This window comes from Microcella daejeonensis (genome assembly GCF_026625045.1).
Lineage (GTDB): Bacteria > Actinomycetota > Actinomycetes > Actinomycetales > Microbacteriaceae > Microcella > Microcella daejeonensis.
In genome coordinates this window covers 1,692,590-1,714,405 of sequence record NZ_CP113089.1, presented here as the reverse complement: position 1 = coordinate 1,714,405, position 21,816 = coordinate 1,692,590, and the positions used below count along the sequence as shown (strand labels likewise).

Here is a 21,816-nt window from a genome sequence, read left to right as displayed (position 1 = left end):
CGACCGCAGGGAGACCCCATGCCCCAGCACAACGAGAAGCGCACGCCCGCGCAGGTCTGGCACGAGATGGAGCGCGGCAACGAGCGCTTCGTGGCCGGCACCCCGCAGCACCCCCGGCAGGACGTCGAGCGCCGCACCGAGCTCGCCGAGTTCCAGGCGCCGCATGCGGCCCTCTTCGGATGCTCCGACTCGCGCCTCGCCGCCGAGATCATCTTCGACAAGGGCCTCGGCGACCTCTTCGTCGTGCGCAACGCCGGGCAGGTCATCAGCGACAGCGTCATTGGCTCGCTCGAGTACGCCGTGGGCGTGCTCAAGGTTCCGCTGATCCTCGTGCTCGGTCACGACGAGTGCGGGGCCGTGCGCGCCGCCATCGACTCGCGGCAGCCCGACGCGACGCCGCTGCCGCCGCACATCGCGGGGCTCGTGGCGCGCATCCTGCCCGCCGTCGACCGCTGCCTGCTCGCCACCGGCGGCACCGACGTCGAGGCTCTCGACGCGCAGGACGTCGGGCGCGAGCACCTGCGCGACACGGTCGGCGAGCTGCTCGCCGCGAGCGAGCTCATCAGCGATGCCGTCGCCGCCGGTAGCCTGGCTGTCGTCGGCGCGAACTACCGACTGCGCGAGGGCCGAGCCGTGCCCGACGTCGTCGTCGGTCAGATCTGACGCCCGCCGTTCCGATCGATCCCACCCTCGTCACGAAAAGGAATCACACCGCCGTGAGCACGCCCTCCGAGACCGACTTCCGCATCGAGCACGACACGATGGGCGAGGTGCGCGTGCCGCGCACCGCCCTGTACCGGGCGCAGACGCAGCGCGCCGTCGAGAACTTCCCGATCTCGGGCTCGGGTCTCGAGGCGGGGCAGATCATCGCCCTGGCTCAGATCAAGCGCGCAGCGGCGATCGTCAACGCCGAGCTGGGCATCCTCGACGGTGCCATCTCGCAGGCGATCGTCGGCGCCGCCGATCAGATCATCGGCGGGCAGCACCACGAGCACTTCCCCGTCGACACGTACCAGACGGGCTCGGGCACGAGCTCGAACATGAACATGAACGAGGTGCTCGCGACCCTCGCCTCGACCGAGGCGCTCGCCGTGCACCCCAACGACCACGTCAACGCCTCGCAGTCGTCGAACGACGTGTTCCCGACCTCGGTGCACCTGGCGGTCACGCAGGCGCTGCTGAGCGACCTCATCCCCGCCCTCGAGCACCTCGCCGGGGCGCTGCAGGAGAAGGCCGAGCTCTGGAAGACTGCGGTCAAGGCCGGCCGCACCCACCTCATGGACGCGACGCCCGTCACGCTCGGCCAGGAGTTCGCCGGCTACGCGCGGCAGATCCGCCTCGGCATCGCCCGCGTGCGCGCGACCATCGAGCGCGTCGCCGAGGTGCCGCTCGGCGGCACCGCCACCGGCACCGGCATCAACACGCCCGTCGGCTTCTCGCAGAAGGTCATCGCCGAGCTCGCGAGCTCGACCGGCCTGCCCATCACCGAGGCCGAGGACCACTTCGAGGCCCAGGGCGCCCGCGACGGGCTCGTCGAGGCGAGCGGCGCGCTGCGCGTCATCGCCGTCTCGCTCACCAAGATCTGCAACGACCTGCGCTGGATGGGCTCGGGCCCGAACACGGGCCTCGGCGAGCTGCGCATCCCCGACCTGCAGCCCGGCTCCTCGATCATGCCCGGCAAGGTCAACCCGGTCGTGCCCGAGGCCGTGCTCATGGTGAGCGCGCGCGTCATCGGCAACGACGCCACCATCGCCTGGGCCGGCGCCTCGGGATCCTTCGAGCTCAACGTCGCCATCCCCGTCATGGGCACCGCGCTGCTCGAGTCGATCCGCCTGCTGTCGAACTCGATGCGCGTGCTCGCCGACAAGACCGTCGTCGGCCTCGAGGCCGACCTCGACCGGGCGCGCGCGCTCGCCGAGTCCTCGCCCTCGATCGTCACCCCGCTCAACCGCGTCATCGGCTACGAGGCCGCGGCCAAGGTCGCCAAGCACGCCGTCGCTCAGAGCATCACCGTGCGCGAGGCGGTCGTCGACCTCGGCTTCGTCGAGCGCGGCGAGATCACCGAGCAGCAGCTCGACGAGCTGCTCGACGTGCTCTCGATGACCTCGCCCGGCCTGTAGGGGCCCGCGGGCGGGCATCCCGTCGCGGTCATCGCAGCGGCGGGTACGCCCGTCTCAGGTCGCGCGACGGTGCGGTGCGGAGGCGGGCGCGGGCGTCATCGCCCGAGCCCGCCGTCGGAGCGAGCGCGAGCAGCAGCCCGGCGAGCCCCGCGGTGGTTCCGACGGACGCGTAGGCGAACCACAGCGCCGAGCGACTGCCCATGTACGGCGGCAGGGTGTCGGCGATCGACATCCCGATCGAGAACGTCGCCCAGCCCTGGAAGAACACCGTCGCGCCGACTCCGAGCAGCCCGAGGATGCCGACGAGCCGGGTGACATCGCGATCGGCCTCCCCCCGGGCGAGTGCGCGGTGCCGCACCACGACCAGCACGAGCGGGCCGACGCTCCAGATCGCCGCCCACAGCAGGACGCTCACGATGCCGTTGACCCGGTCGACATCGTTGAGGGCGGCGTAGACCGCGGCCGCCGGCAGTCCCCCCGCCTGGTCCTCGACGCCCCAGACGAGCCCCTCGACGAGCCCGAGCACGATGAGGCCGAGGACCGCCAGGGATGCCGCGAGCACGACCCGCCCGGAGCGCGCGGGAGCCACGGGGTGCGCCCGGGGTGCGGGCCTCCGCCTCTCGGCAGGGGTCGCCCCCCACACGATCAGGGCACCGACCGCTCCGAGCCCGAGCAGCAGGAGCCCCCACGCGAGCAGAGCGCCCGCGAGGGCACCCGGTCGGTCGATCGCGAGGGGCCAGAGCGCCACGAGCGCAGACCCGGCTGAGAGCGCGATCACGACGAGAACCGACATCGGGTGGATTCGCGGCCGCCGCAGCACGGCCGCCCACAGCAGCGCGATGCCGACCGCCGCCGCGCCGAGGATGACCAGCACCGGCATCAGCCCGACGAGCACGAGCGCCGGATGCACGGCCGCGAGCTGCCCGAGCCCGGCCAGGCCGCCGAAGCCGAGGTAGCCGACCGTCGCCCCGACGCCGGAGGTGCCGATGAGCGCCCCGCCCCAGCGCGCGAGGTGCCACGACTGGCGCTCGAGCTCCTCGGGCTCGGCGCCGTGCGGTCCGAGCCGGCTGAGCGCGGCGAACCGCAGGGCGCCCCAGGCGATCGAGGCGGGCGCGACGTCGAGCTCGGCAGCGTCGCGGAGGTCGGCCGCCCACTGCTCGCCGTACCGGTCGCGCAGCGGGGCCGGCAGCAGGCGGCGGGCGAGGGCGAGACGTCGCGTGCCGATGGGACGAGTGGGGCCGCTCACGATGCGAACCCCGGACGCAGGGCCGGCGTCGGGGTCGTGCGCCGCGCGTCGACCCGCGCGCGGAACTCCCCCACCGTGGCGGCCGCCCGCACCGCCCCCTCGTCGGTGAAGCGGTAGTAGCGGCGGCGGGGGCCGCGACGCTCGGAGGCCTCCTCCCACTCGGAGACGATCCAGCCCGCGCGCTCGAGCCGATCGAGCACCGGGTAGACGGTTCCGGCGGGCCGCCCGCTGCGCGTGATCGCGAGCAGGCCCCAGCAGCCGTCGGGGTGCTCGAGCAGGGCATCCAGCACATCGACGGTGGCGGCGGTGATGCGGCTCAGCGGCTCCATGGGTCGAAATCTACCTATATCGAGATAGCCGGTCAAGAGGGATGCTCGCCTCCTGCGCGACGAGGGGCGGCCGGGTCTCCCCGACCGCCCCCGCGCACCGCGTGCGGCTCAGGCGAGCTCGTTGCCCTCCAGCAGATCGGTCACGAGCGCGGCGATGGCGCTGCGCTCGGATCGGGTCAGGGTGATGTGCCCGAAGAGCCCGTGCCCCTTCAGCGTCTCGATGACGCTCGCGACGCCGTCGTGACGGCCGACGCGCAGGTTGTCGCGCTGGGCGACGTCGTGGGTGAGCACGACCTTCGAGTTCTGGCCGATGCGGCTCAGCACCGTGAGCAGCACGTTGCGCTCGAGCGACTGCGCCTCGTCGACGATCACGAAGGCGTCGTGCAGCGAGCGGCCGCGGATGTGCGTGAGCGGCAGGATCTCGAGGATGCCGCGGTCGATGACCTCGTCGAGCACGTTCTGCGAGACGACGCTGCTGAGCGTGTCGAAGGTGGCCTGCGCCCAGGGGTTCATCTTCTCGCTCGCGTCGCCCGGCAGGTAGCCGAGCTCCTGGCCGCCGACGGCGTACAGCGGGCGGAACACCATGATCTTGCGCTGCTGCTGCCGCTCGAGCACCGCCTCGAGCCCGGCGCAGAGCGCGAGGGCCGACTTGCCCGTGCCGGCGCGGCCGCCGAGCGAGACGATGCCGATCTGCGGGTCGAGCAGCATGTCGATCGCGAGCCGCTGCTCGGCCGAGCGGCCGTGCAGGCCGAAGACGTCGCGGTCGCCGCGCACGAGGCTGATGCGCCCGGGCTCGGAGACCCGGCCGAGGGCCGAGCCGCGATCGGAGTGGATGACGAGGTTGGTGTTGATCGGCACGTCGCGCACGGTCGACGACTCGATCGTCTCGCGGTCGTAGAGGGTCGCCATCTGCTCGCTCGAGAGCGTGACGTCGTCGGTGCCCGTCCAGCCCGAGTCGACCGCGAGCTCCGCCCGGTACTCTTCGGCGGCGAGGCCGATCGACGAGGCCTTCACCCGCATCGGCAGATCCTTCGAGACGACGACGACGTGCAGCCCGTCGTTCGCAAGGTTCATGGCGACGGCGAGGATGCGCGAGTCGTTGTCGCCCAGCTGCAGCCCCGACGGCAGCACCGACTGGTTGGAGTGGTTGAGCTCGACGCGGATCGATCCGCCGGCATCCCCCACCGCGATCGGGAAGTCGAGGCGCTCGTGCAGCACCCGCAGCTCGTCGAGGTTGCGCAGCGCCTGCCGGGCGAAGTACCCGATCTCGGGATCGTTGCGCTTGGCCTCGAGCTCGCCGATCACGACGACGGGGATGACCACCGCGTGCTCGGCGAAGCGGAACAGGGCCTTCGGATCGCTCAGCAGCACCGAGGTGTCGAGCACGTAGGTGCGCTGCGCCACCCCCTGCTCAGCGCTCTGCGGTGAAACTGCCTGGCGGGAGGTGTCGGAAGCGGCCACCATTGCTCCATATCCCGGGGAGCGCGGGCGCGACCCGGACCGTTGTCTCGCGACGCGTCGGCCGGGATTCGCGGACGAGTCATGGCCGTCGCGATCAGGCGGGCTGCCTGATGCGGCTGACGTTAGACCCGACGGGCTCTCGGCTCCGCAGCGACACGCCCGGCGTCATCTGCGGGAAACCTGGCGTTCAGACGCGGCTGCCGGCCTGGTACTCGGCGAGGCTCGCCCGCAGCAGCTCGAGCGTCTCGTCGCTCGTGGTGGCGTGCGGCGCGAAGCGCACCAGGCCGCCCCGCGCGGTGACGGTGACGCCGTGGTTGTGCAGGGCGGCGGTGAGGATGCTCAGCTGCTCCGGCGCCGGCTCCGCCACGACGATCCCCGCCCGCTCGGCGTCCTCCCGCGGCGACACGACAGGCAGACCCACCTCGTCGAGCAGGTCGATGACCCGGGAGGCGCGCTCGAGCACCCGCTCCCGCAGCACCCCCACGCCGACGTCGAGCACCTCCTCGACCGCCACCGCCAGGCGGCCCTGCGCCGCCGGGTCGGGGAAGCCGACGCGGAAGGCGCGCGCATCCGCCTGCGGCGGCAGGATCTCGTGCTCGGGCCCGTCGGGCAGGTCGCCGATCGCCATCCATCCCGACCACACGGGCGTGAGCTGCTCGCGCGCGCGGTCGCTGAGGGCAAGGAACCCCGTCCCGTATCCCGCGCGCAGCCACTTCTGCCCGCCCGAGACGATCACGTCGGCGAGCTCCCACGGCGCCTCGACGACGCCGACGCCCTGGATGGCGTCGACGATGAGCAGCCGGTCGCCGATGACCTGGCGGATGCCCTCGAGGTCGACGAGGTGGCCGGTGCGGTAGTCGACGAGGCTCACGCAGACGGCGACCACGGAGGAGGCCATCTGATCGCGGACGACGGCGGGCGTGATGCGCTCGTGCTCGGGCGTGATCGCGTGGGGCACGAGGACGCCGAGCGCCTCGGCCGCGCGGGCGGCGGCGTAGCCGACCGAGGGGAACTCCCCCGGGCTGAGCGCCACACCGCCGGTGAGACCGAACATGACGTGCATGAGCGCCTGGCTCGTGCTCGGCTGGAAGACCACCTGATCCGGCCGGCGCCCGAGCAGGGCGGCGACGGCCGCATCCACCCGCTCCTCCTCCCCGAGCACGTCCGGCAGCGAGCCGAAGCGGGCGCGGGCGAGGATCTCCGACTGCGCGCGCATCTCGGCGATGACGGTCTCGCCGACGGGGCCGGCGCTGGCGAAGTTGAGGTAGCCGGGATCCTCCCGGAACCGGGACGCGTACTCATCGATCGAGATCACGGGATGCGCGCTCCTTCGAGGCGGTGGGGTCGAGCGCGCGGGTCGCGCTCGAGCGGGGTCGGGCGGGGCGGATGGGGCTGGCGGTGCGGCGGCCGTTCAGGCGCCGTACCGGCGCTGACGGCGGCCGAAGTCGCGCAGCGCGCGGAGGAAGTCGACCTCGCGCAGGTCGGGGCCGAGGGCCTCCACGAAGTAGAACTCGCTGTGCGCGCTCTGCCACAGCATGAAGTCGCTCAGGCGCTGCTCGCCCGAGGTGCGGATGACGAGGTCGGGATCGGGCTGCCCGCCCGTGTACAGGTGCTCGGCGATGCGCTCGGGGGTGACCTGCTCGGCGAGCTCGTCGAGGGTCCCCCCGCGCTCGGCGTGGTGGTGCACGATCGAGCGCACGGCGTCGGCGATCTCGCGGCGGCCGCCATAGCCGACCGCGAGGTTGATGTGCAGGCCGCGGTTGTCGGCCGTGCGGGCCTCGGCGTCGTCGAGGTGCTGCAGCAGGTTCTCGCTGAGGCCGTCGCGGCTGCCGACGTGCTGCACGCGCCAGCCGGGCTGCCGCGAGAGCTCGTCGGCGAGCTCGGCGATGATGCGCGAGAGGCCCGCGAGCTCGTCAGCGTGACGCCCGGCGAGGTTGTCGGTCGACAGCAGGTAGAGGGTGACCACGCCGATATTGGCCTGATCGCACCAGGAGAGGAACTCGCGCATCTTGTCGGCGCCGGCGCGGTAGCCGTGATCGGTGGTGCCGCCGTACTGCCGGGCCCATCGCCGGTTGCCGTCGATGATCATGGCCACGTGGTGGGGGTGCGTGGTTCCCGCCAGGCGCCGCCGCAGCCGGCCCATGTAGAGCTGGTAGAGCAGCCCGCTGCCGAGCGGGGTTCGCTTCGAACGCACAGGCTTACGGTAGTGCACCCCGCGGCGCTTGTCCGCGGACGCCAAAGGATTCCGCGGCCGCCGCCGCTCGACGTAGGGTCGTGAGCGTGACCTCACCCGACTCCGACATCGACCGCGAACCCGGCACCGATCTACCCAACGTGCCGCTGCTGGAGGAGTCGATCGAGTACGCGGCGCTCGACGCGAAGCCCACCTGGCGCGGCTGGATCCACGCGGGCACCTTCCCCGTCGCCCTCGTCGCCGGCATCGTCCTGCTGATCGTCGCCGACGGTGCGGCCGCCACCTGGTCGAGCGCGGTCTTCATGACCACCTCGCTGCTGCTCTTCGGCATCTCGGCGACCTACCACCGGTTCACCTGGAGCGATCGCACGCGCATCCTGCTCAAGCGCCTCGACCACGCCAACATCTTCCTGCTCATCGCGGGCACGTACACGCCCCTCGCGGTCCTCGCGCTGCCGCCCGATAAGGGGTACCTGCTGCTCGGCCTCGTCTGGGCGGGGGCCGCGCTCGGCATCGGGTTCCGCGTGTTCTGGATCGGGGCGCCGCGCTGGGCCTACGTGCCGCTCTACCTGCTGCTCGGCTGGGCCGCCGTGCTCTACATGGGCGACCTCTTCGCCGCCGACGCGGCCATGATGGTGCTCGTCATCGCGGGCGGGCTCGCCTACACGGCGGGCGCCGTGATCTACGGCATGAAGAAGCCGAACCCCGTGCCCGGCATCTTCGGGTTCCACGAGATCTTCCACGCGCTCACGGTGATCGCGTTCCTATGCCACTGGACGGGGATCCTGCTCGTCGCCATCGATCCGCCCTTCGGCGGCTGAGCCGCGCCGCGCCGCACCGCCGTCGCCGTCGGCCGACCCCCCGTCCTGCTCCGCCTGCTCGGCGGCCAGCCGCTCGCGGATCTCGCCGCGGTACCGCACACGGCGCATCCGGCGCATCATGTCGACGAGCAGCAGGATGACCACGATGGTCACCGCGGCGATGGCGATGAATCCGGCGACGCCGGGCGAGACGAGGTTGGGGTCGACGTCGATCGGCGGGATGAGCGGGTTGTCCGGGTCGTCGACGGGGCCGGGGCCCGGTCCGAGGCCGAAGGGTGCCAGGGCGATCGGCTGCCAGGTCACGAGGCGCTCCAGGGGTGTCGAGGGCGGGTCGGGGCGGATGCGCCTCGACCGGGGATGGGCGTGCGCTCAGCGGCGCGCAGTACCGTGGTCGAGACTATCCGCCGCCTGCTGAGGAATCGATCGAGCGCCGCACCATGACCTCCTCCCCCGCTCCGAGCGCCGCCGCGCCCCTCCCCTCCTCCCCATCCGCTCCGCAGGCTCGGCTCGATGCGCGCTACGGGCGCACGCCGCGCGACGGCCGCCGCGTGCGCACCGTCTCGATCGTCGCCGCGGTGGCCTTCGTCGCCGTCTTCGCGGCGTGGGTCGTCTGGGGCGGGCTCTCGGGGACGAACGCCTCACTGGAGGTGCGCGAGCTCGGCTTCCGCGACGCCACGCCGACGAGCGTGACCGTGCAGTGGGAGGTCAGCGTGGAGCCGGGCACCGAGGTGACCTGCGCGCTGCAGGCCCTCAACGGGAGCTTCGGCATCGTGGGCTGGCGCATCGTCGAGCTCGGCGCGGCGGAGGAGCGGACGCGGCAGTTCACCGAGTCGGTGAGAACCTCGGAGGAGCCCGTGACCGGTTTGCCGTACCGCTGCTGGCTCCCGTAGCCTCGACGGAATCGATCACGGAACCGGCCGACCTTCGGCCGGTTCCGTTCTGTCAGGAGGCGATGACCGATGAGCAGCGAGACCCCGTGGCTCTCCCAGGACGCGTACGACCGGCTCACCGCTGAGCTCGAGACCCTCGCGACCGAGGGCCGCTCCGAGATCGCGAAGCGCATCGAGATGGCGCGCGACGAGGGCGACCTCAAGGAGAACGGCGGCTACCACGCCGCGAAGGACGAGCAGGGCAAGATGGAGGCCCGCATCCGCCAGCTCACCGAGCTGCTGCGCACCGCCACCGTGAGCGAGGCGCCCGAATCGCACGGCGTCGTCGAGGCCGGCACCGTCGTCACCGCCAAGGTCATGGGGGACGAGGAGAAGTTCCTGCTCGGCAGCCGCGAGATCCTCGCCGCCGGCAGCGATCTCGACGTCTACAGCGAGAAGAGCCCGCTCGGCGCGGCCATCCTCGGCCTCAAGATCGGCGAGAAGACGAGCTACGAGGCGCCCACCGGCGCGAGCATCTCGGTCGAGATCGTCGACGTGGAGAACTACCGGCCGTAGTGCCCTGAGCGGTCGCCGTCTCATCCTGGCGCGCGTCTCAGCGCGACGGGGCGAGCACTGGGCCGGCCGATCCCGGCCGCCGATCCGTACCGAACGGCGAGGTCGATGCCGGGTCATCCGTCATAGGCCGCTCCATCCTCCGGGCCTCGGTCCGCGCTCCGGGCCGCATGTCCGCATCACGATCGACTCGCTGACTCCTTCCACTCCGCAGGACCATGACGAGCGATCCTCGTCGAATTCCTGCACAGTGGAAGGCGCGCGGGCGGAAGGATCCAAGCCGCGAGGATCGTGCGAACTGCGCGGTCCGCGAGAGCGGCGCGGGCAGCACGTGGCCGGTATCGCAAAGGCGGCGCGGGGAGCGCGGTCAGCGCGCTCGGCGCGGCTGGCGGCATGCGAGTGCCCCGCGCGAGCACCTCGGCCGACGAGGTCGCCCCGGGAGCGCGCGCCGGGCCGGGCGTGCGCGACGCCGTGCCCGCGCCGGCACGCTCCCCGGCGGGCGGAGACCCCGGGGTTCAGCGTCGCGGGTCGCGCCGCGCGGCTCAGACGCTGAGCGAGCGCGGTTCGTAGCCGTGCGCCCGCAGCGCGTGCAGCACCTGCTCGGCATGCTCGGGCCCGCGCGTCTCGATGTGCAGCTCGAGCTCGACCTGGCTGATCTGCAGCCCCGAGCCGTGGCGGGTGTGCAGCACCTCCACGACGTTCGCGTTCTGCTCGGCGACGATGCGGCTCGTCTCGGCCAGCTGGCCGGGGCGATCGGGCAGCGGGATGCGCAGCTTCAGGTACCGCTCCGAGGCGGCCAGCCCGTGGCTGATGACGCGCTCCATGACGAGCGGATCGATGTTGCCGCCCGACAGCATGACGACGGTCGGGCCGGAGGCGCGCACGCGCCCCGTGAGGATGGCCGCCACTCCGACCGCCCCGGCCGGCTCGACGACGAGCTTGGCGCGTTCGAGCAGCACGAGCATGGCCCGCGCGATGTCGTCGTCGTCGACCGTGACGACCTCGTCGACGGCATCCTTGATGATCGCGAAGTTGAGCTTGCCCGGCTTCGAGACGGCGATGCCGTCGGCGATCGTCGGCGAGACCTCGACCCCGGTCGGCACGCCCGCGGCGAGGCTCGCCGGGTAGGCGGCAGCGTGCGAGGACTGGACGCCGATGATCCGGATCTCGCGACCCAGCTCGGCCGCCTTGCGCTTGAGCACGCTCGCCATGCCCGAGATGAGACCTCCGCCGCCGATCGGCACGATGAGCGTCTCGAGGTCGGGCACCTGCTCGAGCACCTCGAGCCCGAGTGTGCCCTGGCCGGCGATGACGTCGGGGTGGTCGAAGGGCGGGATGTAGACGGCGCCGGTATCGGCGGCGTGGGTCTGCGCGGCGCGCAGCGGCTCGGCGACGGTGTGCCCGACGAGCACGACCTCAGCGCCGTAGTGCCGGGTCGCCTGCAGCTTCGGCAGGGCGACGCCGATGGGCATGAAGATCGTGGCCCGGATGCCCAGCTCGCGCGCCGCGAACGCCACGCCCTGAGCGTGGTTGCCGGCGCTGGCCGCGACGACGCCGCGGGCCTTCTCCTCGTCGCCGAGCCGCGACATGCGGTTGTACGCTCCGCGGATCTTGTACGAGCCCGTGCGCTGCAGGTTCTCGCACTTCATGTGCACCGGAACCCCGAGGATCTCGCTGAGATGCCGCGAGGTCTCCATGGGCGTCACCTCGGCGACCGCGCGCACGACGTCGCGCGCCGCCTCGACCTCGGCGAGCGTCGGCCCGGGGAGCTCGCGCACGATCGGCGCGGCGGAGACGCCCGCGGGCGGGGTGAGCGCGATGTCGGTCATGGTGTCTTCTTGCCGCGGCCGTCGTCGACATGGGTGATCGCCGCGAGATCGTCCATCGTCGGGCGCGGGCGAGTTCGCCAGGCCCCGCTCGCAATGTACCGGATGGAGACGTTGAGGAAGGCGACGATGGGCACGGCGAAGAGCGTTCCGGGGATGCCCGCGAGGAACCCGCCCGCGGCGACCGCGAGCACCACGGCCAGCGGGTGCACCTTCACGACCGAGCCCATGACGAGCGGCTGCAGGATGTTGCCCTCGATCTGCTGCACGAGCAGCACGATGCCGAGCATGATGAGCGCCTGAACCGGGCCGATGAAGATGAGAGCGACGACGACGGCGAGAGCGCCCGTCACGACCGCGCCGATGATCGGGATGAAGCTGCCGAGGAACACCGCGACCGCGATCGGCAGGGCGAGCGGCAGCTGCAGGAACAGCGCTCCGAGCCCGATGCCCACGGCGTCGACGAAGGCGACGAAGATCTGCACCTTCGCGAAGTTGGTGACCGTCAGCCAGCCGGCGGTCGCGCCGCCGTCGACAGCCTTGCGCGACTGCTTCGGCAGCAGGCCGAGCACGAAGGTCCAGATGCGGCGGCCGTCGAGCAGCAGGAACAGCAGGGTGAAGAGCGCGAGCACGGCGCCCGTGAGCACCTCGCTGACCGTCGAGCCCACCGAGAGGGCGCCGCTGACGAACCAGTCGTCGGTGAGGTCGAACTGCCCGATGGTGTCGTCGATGACCGTCTGGATCTCGTCCTCCGAGATGCCGAAGGTCGAGCTGATCTGCCCGACGATCTCGTCGAACCGCTCGACCGCGCGCTCCTCCAGAGCGGGAAGGCCCATGCGGATCTGGGAGACGACCAGCCAGATGAGCCCTGAGACGACGCCGAGCAGGGCGAGCATCGAGGCGGTCACGCTGAGCCACTTCGGCCAGCCGATGCGCTGCAGCCAGCCGTTGAAGGGCTGCAGCAGCGCCGCGAGCAGCACGGCGATGAAGATCGGGATGACGAGCAGGGCGAGCTGCATCACGAGGAAGATCACGACGCCGATGACGGCGGTGATCGCGAGCAGGCGCCACGACCACGCGCCGGCGATGCGCATACCGGCGGGCACCCCGTCGGTCAGGGGGGCCTCGGGCTCGATGGGACGGCGACGGCGGAGCATCGCCACAGTCTACGAGCGCTCAGCAGCCGCGGAGGTCGAGACTGGGCGCCCGCTGAGCAGCACCCCCACCCGGTCGCCGGGATGCGCGGCGCGGGCCACGTCGTGCTGCACGACGAGCTCCGCCCCGTCCTCCAGGCGCACGCGCGTGCGGCGCAGGGAGCCGAGGAACGAGCTGGTCAGCACCGTGCCCGTCGCCCCCTCCCCCTCGGCCACGAGCCGCACGTCCTCGGGGCGGACGAGGGCCTGCACCGCGGCGCCGTGCTCGGCGGGCGCGAGCAGCGGCAGGCGCTGGCCGAGCACCGTGACCGCGTCGCCGTCGATCGTGCCGGGCAGGCGGTTGCTGAGTCCCACGAACTCGGCCACGAAGGCCGACGAGGGTCGCGTGTAGAGCTCCTCCGGCGTGCCGATCTGCTCGATGCGGCCGGCGCGCATGACGGCGACGCGGTCGGCGACGGCGAGCGCCTCCTCCTGGTCGTGGGTGACGAAGACCGTCGTGATGCCCAGCTCGGTCTGGATGCGGCGGATCTCGTCGCGCAGCTGCACGCGCACCTTCGCGTCGAGCGCGCTGAGGGGTTCGTCGAGCAGGAGGACGCGGGGGCGCGTGACGAGGGCGCGAGCCAGGGCGACCCTCTGCTGCTGGCCGCCGGAGAGCTGGTGCGCGTAGCGCGCTCCATGGCTGCCGAGGCCGACCAGCTCGAGTGATTCCTGCGCGCGGCGTCGGCGGTCCGCCGCGGGCACGCGGCGCATCCGCAGACCGAATTCGACGTTCTCGAGAACCGTCATGTGCGGGAACAGCGAGTACGACTGGAACACCATGCCGATGTCGCGCTTATTGGTGGGCACGCGCGCGACGTCGTCGCCGTCGATGAGGATGCGCCCCTCGTCAGCCGGCTCGAGCCCGGCGAGAACGCGCAGAGCCGTCGTCTTGCCGCAGCCCGAGGGCCCGAGCAGCGCGACGAACTCGCCAGGGGCGAGCTCGAGGGAGACGCCGTCGAGCGCCGTGAGGCCGGGGAACCGCTTGACGACGCCCTCGAGGGCGACGGGGGCGGAGACGCGGGCGGGGCCCGAGACGGAGGACGGCGCAGCGGTGTCGGTCATGATTCCTTCCGGGTGCGGCCTCGACCGACGCGCCCGATGGCGAGCAGCAGTACGAAGGCCAGCAGGAGCGCCAGCAGTGCGAGCACCACGGCGATGTAGGGGTCGTCCTTGCTGACGACGACGAGCGCCGTCTGCAGGTTCTGCCGGTTGAGCAGCGAGGCGATGGTGAACTCGCCGAGCACGACGGCGATCGAGATGAACCCCGCGGCGAGCAGTCCGCGGCGCAGGTTCGGCAGCAGCACGCGCACGATCACGACGGGCCAGGACGCGCCGAGCGAGCGCGCCGCCTCGGTGAGGGTGGCGAGGTCGAGCGCCTCGAGGTTCGACTGCACGGCCCGGTAGGCGAAGGGCAGCACGATGATGCCGTAGGCGAAGGCCAAGGTCCAGACGCCGCTGCCGAAGAGGCGGGCGACGACGCTGTAGACGGGCGCGAGACCGACGACGAGCACGATCGCCGGGATGCTGATCGGCAGCAGGCAGACGAACTCGAGCGCTCGGCGCAGCCGAGGCAGCCGCAGCTGCACGAGCACCATCGTCGGCACCAGCAGCACGAGCACGACGAGCACGGTGACGGCGGCGAGGGCGAGGGAGTTGCCGATGGCCTGGCCGAGGGGCCGGTAGGCCGGGCCGAGGTCGCCCGTGAGCACGGTGATCCAGCGGCTGAGGTCGTAGCCGCCCTCGAGCCCGCGGCGCAGCGTGAACTCGACCATCGCGACGAGGGGGATCGCAAACAGCACGCCGACCACCGCGAGGATGCTGCGGCGCGCGAGAGCGCTGGGGGCCGGGATGCCCGCGCCCGCGCTCATCGTCGCCACCGGTCGGCCCGGCGCTGCAGCAGGGCGTACAGCGTCATCACGATGACCATCACGACGACCATGCCCAGCGCGAGCGCCCCGGCGAGGTTCTCGCGCCCGAGCAGCGTCTCGCTCGTGAGCGCGGCCCGGATCTGCAGGGGCACGATCGACTGCCCCTGGCTCGTCAGCGCGGCCGCGGTGGCGTAGGAGGAGAAGGCGTTGGCGAACAGCAGCAGCAGCGAGCCGAGGAACGAGGGCCAGAGCACGGGGATGCCGATGCGCCACCAGAACGTCGCGGTCGTGCCGCCGAGCGTCGCGTTGGCCTCGGCCCACTGCGGCTTGAGCGACTCGAGGGCCGGCAGGAAGACGATGATCATGAGCGGCACCTGGAAGTAGATGTAGGGCAGGATCAGGCCCGGCGACTCGTAGAGCCAGACGCCGTCGGCGAAGATGTCGATGCCGGCGAGGTCGCGCAGCAGCACCGTGACGCCGCCCTGGATGCCGATGGTCGCGATGAACGCGAAGGCGAGCATGACGCCGCCGAACTGGGCGAGCACCCCGCTCGCGGCGTCGATCACCGAGCGGAGCATCCCCTCGGGGCGGGCAGAGACGATCGCGTAGCTGACCAGCGCGCCCAGCAGCGCGCCGATGACGGCCGTGACGGCCGAGAGCGCGATCGAGGTGCCGAAGCCGCGCAGCACGAAGGGATCGCCGAGCGCGGCGACGGTGTCGAGCGTCGGGGCGCCGTCCTCGTCGACGAAGCCGGTCGCGAGCGCGATCACGGTGGGCAGGACGAGGAAGAGGGCGACGTAGACGGCGAAGGGCGCCACCCCCCAGGCGGCCGTCCCGCCGCGTGCGCGGCGGGACGGGACCGGGCGGGTCGAGCCCCGGGGCGCTGCTGCGCTCCGGGGCTCGACCGCGGGGGTGACGACCGTGCTACTGGACAGCGGTCGCCCAGCGCTCGCCGAGCAGCGTCGCCGCGGCGTCGCTCTGCTCGGCCGTGGGCACGACGGTGTCGGCGGGCGCCTCGGGGAGAGCCGCGTAGAGCTCCTCGTCGATCTCGCCGGCCTCGACCATGGCCTGCTCGAGCACGGGGCGGGCGCCACCCTTCAGCCACAGGTTCTGCACCTCGGGGCTGTAGAGGAACTCCATCCAGAGGCGGGCGGCGGCCGGGTTCGGCGCGTCCTTGTTGATGGCCTGGTTGTAGTAGCCCGCGTAGCCGGTGCCGTCGAAGACCACGACCTCCCAGTTGCGCTGGCCGTCGAGCTCGGCGGCGTAGCCGTTGTTCAGGTAGTCCCAGTCGAAGACGACGGGGGTCTCGCCCGAGGCGACCGTGGCGGGCGTCGGGTCGATCTTGACGAAGTTGCCCGCGGCGTTGAGCTCCTCGAAGAAGTCGATGCCGGCCTGGAAGTCGTCGAGGTCGCCGCCGTTCTGCACGGTGGCCATGCCGACGGCCGCGAAGGCGGCTCCGGCCTGCGTCGGGTCGCCGTTGATGGCGACCTTGCCGCGGTACTCCTCGCCGAGCAGATCCTCGAGCGACTCCGGGGCCGGAACGGCGTCGGGGTCGTAGCCGACGGCCATGTACCCGCCGTAGTCGCCGACGAACAGCCCCGACTCCTCCTTGAGGGCGTCGGGGATGTCGTCCCAGCGCTCGACCTTGTAGGGCGCGAAGTAGTCGGTGCTCGTCAGGGCGACGGCGAGGCCGAGGTCGAAGACGTCGGGGGCGGTGTCCTGACCGGCCAGGTTCTCGGCCGCCTGGATCTCCTCGGCGCTCGAGGCGTCGGGCGAGGCCTCGGTGATGGTGATCTCGGGGTAGCGCTCGGCGAAGAGGTCGATGATCTCGCCGTAGTTGGCCCAGTCGCGCGGCAGGGCGATGACGTTGAGGGCGCCCTCGGCCTTGGCGGCCGCCTCGAGGTCGGCGAGCGTGCCGAAGTCGGCGAGGCTCGTGGCGGTCGCGGCGTCGACGCCGCCGGCGGCGGTCGGCTCGGCGTCGGTCGCGCAGGCGGTGAGGGAGAGGGTCGCGGCGGCGGCGAGGGCCGCGCCGGCGAGGAATCGAGAGCGAATCACAGGGGTGTCCTCCGGGGAATGGCGCGGCGGCTCGTGCTGTGTGCGAGCTCAGGGGGTACCGCGCTATCCGCACGCTAAGCACGGGATATGTCGCACTCGGTGCGCGCCGGGGGCGGGCCGGGTAACGGCGGGTGAACGAGGGGCGCTCAGGATGCTCCGGCGATGTCGCCCGTGCGCGCTACGGTCGAGGCGTGCCGCACCTGACCGCCTCCGCCGCGCGCCGGCTCGCGCTCGCCGCGCAGGGTTTCGGGCGGGAGCATCCCGACGCCGTCACCCCGCGCCGCCTGGCGACGGCCGTCGACCGGCTCGGCGTGCTGCAGCTCGACTCGGTGAGCGTCTTCACGCGCTCGCACTACCTGCCGCTGTTCGCCCGGCTCGGCGCCTACGACCCCGCCGCCCTCGACGCGATGCTCTTCGCCGAGCGCGGCCGGTACCACGAGTACTGGGCGCACGAGGCCGCCGTGATCCGCCGCGACGACTGGCCGCTCTGGCACTGGAAGCGCGAGCTGCTGCGCGGCCGCGACCCCGTCAAGCACGCCTGGGTGCGCGAGCACGGGCCGATGCTCGACTGGCTGCGGCGCGAGCTCGCGATCACCGGCCCCGTCACCGCGAGCGAGATCGAGCACGACGAGAACGTGCGCCGCGGGCCGTGGTGGGGCTGGAGCGACGTGAAGCACGGCCTCGAGTTCCTCTTCCGCTGGGGCGACGTCGTCAGCGCCGGCCGCCGCGGTTTCTCGCGGGTCTACGCGCTGCCCGAGCAGGTGGGGCTCGCCGAGCTGCACGCGCAGCACCCTCCGCGGGCCGAGGCGGTGCGCGCCCTCGTGCACCGCGCGGTCGTCGCGCTCGGCGTCGGCGCGGTCGGCGATATCGCCGACTACCACCGCCTGCCCGTCGCCGACACGCAGGCCGCCCTGCGCGAGCTGCACGAGCAGGGCCTGGTCGAGCCCGTGACGGTCGAGGGGTGGATGCGCGGCTCACGCCCGCTGCCCGCCTGGCGCGACCCGGCCGCGCGCATCCCCCGCCGCATCAGCGCCACGGCCCTGCTCTCGCCCTTCGATCCGGTCGTCTGGTACCGGGATCGCGCGCTGCGCCTCTTCGACTTCCACTACCGCATCGAGATCTACACGCCGGCGGAGAAGCGGCAGTACGGCTACTACTCGCTGCCGGTGCTCGTGGACGACGCGCTCGCGGGCCGCGTCGACCTCAAGAGCGACCGCAAGGCCGGAGTGCTGCGCGTGCAGTCGGTGTGGGCGGAGGACGGGGTGCCGCCCGGGGCGCTCGCCGAGCGGCTCGCGCCGCTGCTGCGCTCGGCCGCCGCCTGGCAGAGGCTCGACGACGTCGCCGTCGCGGGCCGCGGCAACGCCGCCGCCGAGCTGGGCGTCGCGCTCGCCCGCTAGAAGCGGGTCGAGTTCTGGATGAGGCGCTTGACCCGCTCGGTGATCGGCGGGTGCGTCTGGAACATGCGGTCCATGACGCCGGGCTTCATCGGATCGCTGATCCAGAGGTGCGCCATCGTCGAGTTCTGCTTGCGCATCGGACGGGCGTAGTCCCCGAGCTTCTGCAGCGCGCTCGCGAGCCCCTCCGGGTCGCGGGTCGTCATGGCGCCGGTCACGTCCGCGAGGTACTCGCGCTGCCGCGACACCGCCGCCTGGATGAGCGCCGCGACGAGCGGTGCGACCAGCATCGCCACCAGGCCGAAGACGAGCACGATCGGGTTGCCCCCGTTGTTGTTGCGATTGCCGCCGAAGAAGGCCATGCGCGCGAGCACGTCGGCGATGAGACCGACCGCGACGGTGAGCCCGAAGACGATCGTCGAGACGCGGATGTCGTAGTTCTTCACGTGCCCGAGCTCGTGCGCCATGACGCCGGTGAGCTCGCGGTCGGTCATGAGATCCATGAGGCCCGTCGTCGCGGCGACGCTCGCGTGCTGCGGATCGCGGCCCGTGGCGAAGGCGTTCGGTGCGGGATCGTCGACGACGTAGACCGCCGGCATGGGCATCCCCTCGGTGATGGCGAGGTTCTCGACGATGCGGTACAGCCGCGGGTTGTCGGCCTTCTGGATCTGCCGCGCTCCCGCCATCGAGAGCGCCTGCCGCCCGGCGGCGAAGTACTGGAACAGCGTGTAGGCGCCCGCCCCGATCAGCGTGCCGATGAAGATGCCGAAGCCGCCCCCGTAGAGGTAGTCGGCGACGAGCCCGAGCGCCCCGATGAGCACGAGGAACGCGAACATGATGAGCACGGTGTTGCGCTTGTTCGCGGCGATGGCGCGGTACACGGATGCCCTCCTGGGGCGAGATCAGCGGATGCGGGACGAGCGGGCGTCTAGAACTGCACGCGCGGCGGCTCGGCGATCGCGGCCGAATCGGCGACCTCGAAGAAGTCGCGCTCCCCGAAGCCGAGCCCGCGCACGAAGAGCGTGTTCGGGAACTGCTTGATCTTGACGTTCAGCTCGCGCACCCCGCCGTTGTAGAAGCGGCGGGACGCCTGGATCTTGTCCTCGGTGTCGACCAGCTCGCCCTGCAGCTGGAGGAAGTTCTGGCTCGCCTGCAGCTGGGGGTACGCCTCGGCGACAGCGAAGATGCTCTTCAGGGCCTGCTGCATGTGTCCCTCGGCGGCGGCCGCATCGGCCGGGCCCTGGGCGCTCAGCGTCTCGGCACGCGCGCGCGTGACGCTCTCGAAGACCTGCTTCTCATGAGCGGCGTAGCCCTTCACCGCCTCGATGAGGTTGGGCAGCAGATCGGCGCGGCGCTTGAGCTGCACGGTGATGTCGCTCCAGGCCTCATCGACGCGCACGTTGAGCGTGACGAGGGAGTTGTAGGTCGCCCAGAGGTAGATGCCGACGATGACGGCGAGAAGGACGATGACGCCCACGACGATCAGGATTTCCATGCGGTCAGTGTAGGGGCGCGCGGCCCGCGCGGACAGGGATGCGCCTGCATCACGACTGCACCGCGCCTATGGGAGCGCCGACACCCGGTGTCAAACGGCCGCGCTCGCGGAGGCGGACCTGGAAGGATGGCGGGAGCGATCCGAGGTCGCGGCTCGGCCGCCCCGCTCGGACGGCAGGATGCGCGACCGACGGGGAGGGGGCCCATGCGCCGCACTCCCTTCGCGACCGCCGCACTCGGGCTGCTCGCCGTCGCCGCCGTGACCGCCGGGGTGCTCTTTCCCGCCTCTCCCGCCGCCGCGGCCGCGTCCTTCGCGACGCCGGACGACTCCTTCTTCGGCAGCAACACCGTCGTCATCCAGGGCGTCAAGGACGCCGGGAGCACCGTCTTCGTCAACGGTCCCGACGGGAGCGCGTACTGCGACATCGACGACCCCGAGGTCGTCGAATGGGCGTGCCCCCCGCTGGAGGTGGCCAACGGCTCTGCCACCTTCACCGGGGTGGAGACCCTCGGGAACGGCGATACCCAGCCCCTCACCCCGATCACCGTGCGCGTGCTCGGCGCGCCGGCGATCGACAGCGCGGGCGCGGTCACCACGGGCCGCTTCACCGGCACCGCCGAACCCGGCGCGCTCATCCGCCTGCAGATCGACGGCGACGGCGGCACCGTGCAGCAGGCGTGCCCGAGCGCCCTCGCCGACGGCTTCTGGTCGTGCGTGGTCGACGGCGCGTCCGCTCCCTCCGGCCGCTACAGCGTTCGCGCGGGCCAGGCCGCTCCCGATCGGCCCGCTGACTTCAGCGGGTACTCCCCCGCGATCTCGGTCACCATCGATCGCGATCGCCCGGCCTCCCCCGTGGTGACCGCCCCCGCGCCGGGCACCCGGACGACCGACGGCCGGCTCGAGACCCGCGGCACGGGCGAGCCCTCCGCGACCGTGCAGGTGTTCGCCAGCGGAACCCTCCTGTGCGAGACGACCGTCGCCGCGGCGGGCGGGTGGAGCTGCCCGATCGGGCTGCCCGCTCCCGGTGAGTGGAGCATCCAAGTGCTGCAGATCGATCCCGCCGGCAACTTCAGCGCCCCGTCGGCGGCCGTCGGCGTGCTCGCCGGACCGGCCGGCGCGACGCCGCGCCCGCCGACGCCGGAAGGCCCGGAGCCCCGCCCGACCGCTCCCACCCCTTCTCCCTCGCCGAGCCCGGAGGGCGAGCCGACACCGGCTCCGACCGCCCCCGGCGACGGGAGCGCTCCCCTGAGCCCGCAGCCCCTCGACCCCGGAGCGCCGGCGGAGACCGGCACCAACTGGGGTACGCCGACAGGGTTCGGCAGCGCCCTGCCGACCCTCGCGCAGGTGGCCGAGCGGGGCGGGCTGCTTCTCGGCCTGCTCGTCGCTCTGGGCTACCTGCTGCTCATCGCGCTCCCGCTGCGCGCCTTCGCGACGATCGCCCTGCCCCGACTGCGCTCGGGCGGCACCCGCATGCTCGGCCGCAACCGGCCCGCCGTCGTCGACCCCGAGCCTCTGCTCTCGCCGACCGTTACCGCCGTCGCGGTGTTCGGCGTCGCCGCCGTGCTCGCCGCGCTCTCCGGCAGCGTCGCCTGGGAGGTGCGGTACCTGCGGCTCACCGCGGCGATCGGGCTCGGCCTGCTCGTGCTCAACGCGATCGGGGTTGCCGTGAGCGGACGACTCGCCGGGCGCGTCGGGCGGGCTCCGGTCGCGGTGCAGCTGCTGCCGGGCATCCTGTTCACCGCCGCCGCGGCCGCCGTCCTGACCCGCTTCGGCGACCTGCGGCCCGCCCTGCTCATCGGCGTGCTCGTGGTCGCCTCGGCGGTCGGCACCGTGCGCATGCGGGCGCGCGTCGCCGTGGCCGGGGCGCAGCTGGCCGGAGTCGCGCTGCTGGCCGTGCTCGGCTGGGCGGCGCACGATCTGCTGACCCCGAGCACGGGCTTCTGGATGTCGCTGTGGAGCGAGACCGCGGCGGCGATCGCGCTCGGCGGGCTCGGATCGCTGCTGCTGCTCCTGCTGCCGATCGGGCAGTACCCCGGGCGGGCGCTCTACGCGGTCTCGCGTCCGCTGTGGGCGGCGGCCGCACTGATCACGGCCGCAGTGGCCGGAGCGATCTTCGCCGCCGGCGCCAACTTCCCGCTCGTGCTGCTGACGCTCGTGGCCGCGGCCGTCGCGGCCGTGCTCATGGCGATCACTTCGTGGGTGCGCTGGGTCGAGCCGACGCTGCGCTGACCCGGCCGCCCGTCACGCGCGTGCGCGGTACCCCGGGTGGGGTTCGAACCCACACTGTGCCGATTTTAAGTCGGCTGCCTCTGCCGATTGGGCTACCGGGGCGCGCCCCTCAGCCTAGATCGGGCACGAGGGGCGCGCAGCAC

General features: G+C 72.5%; 21 protein-coding genes and 1 tRNA gene. 7 read left to right on the top strand and 15 right to left on the bottom strand.

Annotated features, from left to right (window positions below; translation table 11 throughout):
• Positions 1 to 18 precede the first annotated feature (18 nt).
• A complete protein-coding gene (locus OVN18_RS08335) occupies positions 19 to 663 on the top strand; it encodes a carbonic anhydrase (RefSeq protein ID WP_267739230.1) in 645 nt (214 codons plus the stop codon).
• A gap of 98 nt (positions 664 to 761) precedes the next feature.
• Positions 762 to 2,120, top strand: coding sequence for a class II fumarate hydratase (locus tag OVN18_RS08330; RefSeq protein ID WP_267782971.1), 1,359 nt, complete (start codon positions 762 to 764; stop codon positions 2,118 to 2,120).
• Between the two features lie 28 nt (positions 2,121 to 2,148).
• On the opposite strand, the gene OVN18_RS08325 is transcribed toward OVN18_RS08330, so the two are convergent.
• From OVN18_RS08325 to OVN18_RS08305, 5 genes are all read right to left on the bottom strand, one after another.
• Positions 2,149 to 3,366: a hypothetical protein gene (locus tag OVN18_RS08325; RefSeq protein WP_267780249.1), complete on the bottom strand. Its 1,218-nt coding sequence runs from the start codon at positions 3,364 to 3,366 to the stop codon at positions 2,149 to 2,151.
• Positions 3,363 to 3,695, bottom strand: coding sequence for a PadR family transcriptional regulator (locus tag OVN18_RS08320; RefSeq protein ID WP_267739225.1), 333 nt, complete (start codon positions 3,693 to 3,695; stop codon positions 3,363 to 3,365). Before OVN18_RS08320 ends, OVN18_RS08325 begins: the two co-directional genes overlap by 4 nt.
• Positions 3,696 to 3,803: 108 nt before the next feature.
• Entirely contained in the window at positions 3,804 to 5,159 is a 1,356-nt protein-coding gene (locus tag OVN18_RS08315) for a PhoH family protein (RefSeq protein ID WP_267739224.1), read from the bottom strand.
• A gap of 184 nt (positions 5,160 to 5,343) precedes the next feature.
• Positions 5,344 to 6,471, bottom strand: coding sequence for an aminotransferase class V-fold PLP-dependent enzyme (locus tag OVN18_RS08310; RefSeq protein WP_267780247.1), 1,128 nt, complete (start codon positions 6,469 to 6,471; stop codon positions 5,344 to 5,346).
• 96 nt (positions 6,472 to 6,567) lie between these two features.
• A complete protein-coding gene (locus OVN18_RS08305; protein ID WP_267782969.1) occupies positions 6,568 to 7,299 on the bottom strand; it encodes an isoprenyl transferase in 732 nt (243 codons plus the stop codon).
• A gap of 131 nt (positions 7,300 to 7,430) precedes the next feature.
• On the opposite strand from OVN18_RS08305, the gene trhA reads away from it, so the two are divergent.
• Entirely contained in the window at positions 7,431 to 8,171 is a 741-nt protein-coding gene (trhA, locus tag OVN18_RS08300; RefSeq protein ID WP_407666031.1) for a PAQR family membrane homeostasis protein TrhA, read from the top strand.
• On the opposite strand, the gene OVN18_RS08295 is transcribed toward trhA, so the two are convergent.
• Positions 8,115 to 8,474, bottom strand: a complete 360-nt coding sequence (locus OVN18_RS08295) for a hypothetical protein (RefSeq protein ID WP_267739219.1) — start codon at positions 8,472 to 8,474, stop codon at positions 8,115 to 8,117. The two genes, trhA and OVN18_RS08295, sit on opposite strands and share 57 nt — an antisense overlap.
• A gap of 134 nt (positions 8,475 to 8,608) precedes the next feature.
• On the opposite strand from OVN18_RS08295, the gene OVN18_RS08290 reads away from it, so the two are divergent.
• On the top strand, positions 8,609 to 9,061 hold the full coding sequence (locus tag OVN18_RS08290) for a DUF4307 domain-containing protein (protein WP_267780245.1): 453 nt from the start codon (positions 8,609 to 8,611) through the stop codon (positions 9,059 to 9,061).
• A 69-nt stretch (positions 9,062 to 9,130) separates the two neighbouring features.
• Complete coding sequence (gene greA, locus OVN18_RS08285) at positions 9,131 to 9,616, top strand: transcription elongation factor GreA (protein WP_267780243.1); 486 nt, start codon at positions 9,131 to 9,133, stop codon at positions 9,614 to 9,616.
• A 539-nt stretch (positions 9,617 to 10,155) separates the two neighbouring features.
• Here the strand turns inward: greA and ilvA are convergent.
• From ilvA to OVN18_RS08255, 6 genes are read right to left on the bottom strand one after another with little or no spacing between them, the layout of a single operon-like run.
• Positions 10,156 to 11,442, bottom strand: coding sequence for a threonine ammonia-lyase (ilvA, locus tag OVN18_RS08280; protein WP_267780241.1), 1,287 nt, complete (start codon positions 11,440 to 11,442; stop codon positions 10,156 to 10,158).
• A complete protein-coding gene (locus tag OVN18_RS08275) occupies positions 11,439 to 12,596 on the bottom strand; it encodes an AI-2E family transporter (protein ID WP_267780240.1) in 1,158 nt (385 codons plus the stop codon). The genes ilvA and OVN18_RS08275 overlap by 4 nt, the downstream gene beginning before the upstream one ends.
• 9 nt (positions 12,597 to 12,605) lie before the next feature.
• A complete protein-coding gene (locus OVN18_RS08270) occupies positions 12,606 to 13,694 on the bottom strand; it encodes an ABC transporter ATP-binding protein (RefSeq protein WP_267780238.1) in 1,089 nt (362 codons plus the stop codon).
• Positions 13,691 to 14,500 carry an ABC transporter permease gene (locus OVN18_RS08265; RefSeq protein WP_267782967.1) on the bottom strand — a complete coding sequence of 270 codons (810 nt, stop codon included), beginning with the start codon at positions 14,498 to 14,500 and terminating at the stop codon, positions 13,691 to 13,693. Before OVN18_RS08265 ends, OVN18_RS08270 begins: the two co-directional genes overlap by 4 nt.
• Positions 14,497 to 15,435, bottom strand: coding sequence for an ABC transporter permease (locus OVN18_RS08260; protein ID WP_407666081.1), 939 nt, complete (start codon positions 15,433 to 15,435; stop codon positions 14,497 to 14,499). The genes OVN18_RS08265 and OVN18_RS08260 overlap by 4 nt, the downstream gene beginning before the upstream one ends.
• On the bottom strand, positions 15,425 to 16,555 hold the full coding sequence (locus tag OVN18_RS08255; protein ID WP_267780237.1) for an ABC transporter substrate-binding protein: 1,131 nt from the start codon (positions 16,553 to 16,555) through the stop codon (positions 15,425 to 15,427). Before OVN18_RS08255 ends, OVN18_RS08260 begins: the two co-directional genes overlap by 11 nt.
• Before the next feature lie 191 nt (positions 16,556 to 16,746).
• Here OVN18_RS08255 and OVN18_RS08250 point away from each other — a divergent pair, with 191 nt between their 5' ends.
• Positions 16,747 to 17,952: a winged helix-turn-helix domain-containing protein gene (locus OVN18_RS08250; RefSeq protein WP_267780236.1), complete on the top strand. Its 1,206-nt coding sequence runs from the start codon at positions 16,747 to 16,749 to the stop codon at positions 17,950 to 17,952.
• Here OVN18_RS08250 and OVN18_RS08245 read toward each other — a convergent pair.
• Positions 17,949 to 18,830 carry a M48 family metalloprotease gene (locus OVN18_RS08245; RefSeq protein ID WP_267780234.1) on the bottom strand — a complete coding sequence of 294 codons (882 nt, stop codon included), beginning with the start codon at positions 18,828 to 18,830 and terminating at the stop codon, positions 17,949 to 17,951. The genes OVN18_RS08250 and OVN18_RS08245 overlap by 4 nt on opposite strands.
• A gap of 47 nt (positions 18,831 to 18,877) precedes the next feature.
• Positions 18,878 to 19,444 carry a LemA family protein gene (locus OVN18_RS08240; protein ID WP_267739208.1) on the bottom strand — a complete coding sequence of 189 codons (567 nt, stop codon included), beginning with the start codon at positions 19,442 to 19,444 and terminating at the stop codon, positions 18,878 to 18,880.
• A 204-nt stretch (positions 19,445 to 19,648) separates the two neighbouring features.
• Between OVN18_RS08240 and OVN18_RS08235 the strand changes: the two genes are divergently transcribed.
• The gene (locus OVN18_RS08235; protein ID WP_267780233.1) at positions 19,649 to 21,673 is read left to right on the top strand and encodes an Ig-like domain-containing protein; all 2,025 of its coding nucleotides are present in this window, start codon (positions 19,649 to 19,651) and stop codon (positions 21,671 to 21,673) included.
• A gap of 28 nt (positions 21,674 to 21,701) precedes the next feature.
• On the opposite strand, the gene OVN18_RS08230 is transcribed toward OVN18_RS08235, so the two are convergent.
• A tRNA-Leu gene (locus tag OVN18_RS08230) sits at positions 21,702 to 21,775 on the bottom strand.
• Positions 21,776 to 21,816 lie beyond the last annotated feature (41 nt).

Bases quoted from the DNA above. Each gene is read 5' to 3' on its own strand.
- OVN18_RS08290 (WP_267780245.1), top strand. From the start codon at position 8,609: ATGACCTCCTCCCCCGCTCCGAGCGCCGCCGCGCCCCTCCCCTCCTCC.
- OVN18_RS08270 (WP_267780238.1), bottom strand. From the start codon at position 13,694: ATGACCGACACCGCTGCGCCGTCCTCCGTCTCGGGCCCCGCCCGCGTC.
- OVN18_RS08315 (WP_267739224.1), bottom strand. From the start codon at position 5,159: ATGGTGGCCGCTTCCGACACCTCCCGCCAGGCAGTTTCACCGCAGAGC.
- greA (WP_267780243.1), top strand. From the start codon at position 9,131: ATGAGCAGCGAGACCCCGTGGCTCTCCCAGGACGCGTACGACCGGCTC.
- OVN18_RS08235 (WP_267780233.1), top strand. From the start codon at position 19,649: ATGCGCCGCACTCCCTTCGCGACCGCCGCACTCGGGCTGCTCGCCGTC.
- OVN18_RS08265 (WP_267782967.1), bottom strand. From the start codon at position 14,500: ATGAGCGCGGGCGCGGGCATCCCGGCCCCCAGCGCTCTCGCGCGCCGC.
- OVN18_RS08320 (WP_267739225.1), bottom strand. From the start codon at position 3,695: ATGGAGCCGCTGAGCCGCATCACCGCCGCCACCGTCGATGTGCTGGAT.
- OVN18_RS08335 (WP_267739230.1), top strand. From the start codon at position 19: ATGCCCCAGCACAACGAGAAGCGCACGCCCGCGCAGGTCTGGCACGAG.
- ilvA (WP_267780241.1), bottom strand. From the start codon at position 11,442: ATGACCGACATCGCGCTCACCCCGCCCGCGGGCGTCTCCGCCGCGCCG.
- OVN18_RS08305 (WP_267782969.1), bottom strand. From the start codon at position 7,299: ATGGGCCGGCTGCGGCGGCGCCTGGCGGGAACCACGCACCCCCACCAC.
- OVN18_RS08275 (WP_267780240.1), bottom strand. From the start codon at position 12,596: ATGCTCCGCCGTCGCCGTCCCATCGAGCCCGAGGCCCCCCTGACCGAC.
- OVN18_RS08240 (WP_267739208.1), bottom strand. From the start codon at position 19,444: ATGGAAATCCTGATCGTCGTGGGCGTCATCGTCCTTCTCGCCGTCATC.
- OVN18_RS08330 (WP_267782971.1), top strand. From the start codon at position 762: ATGGGCGAGGTGCGCGTGCCGCGCACCGCCCTGTACCGGGCGCAGACG.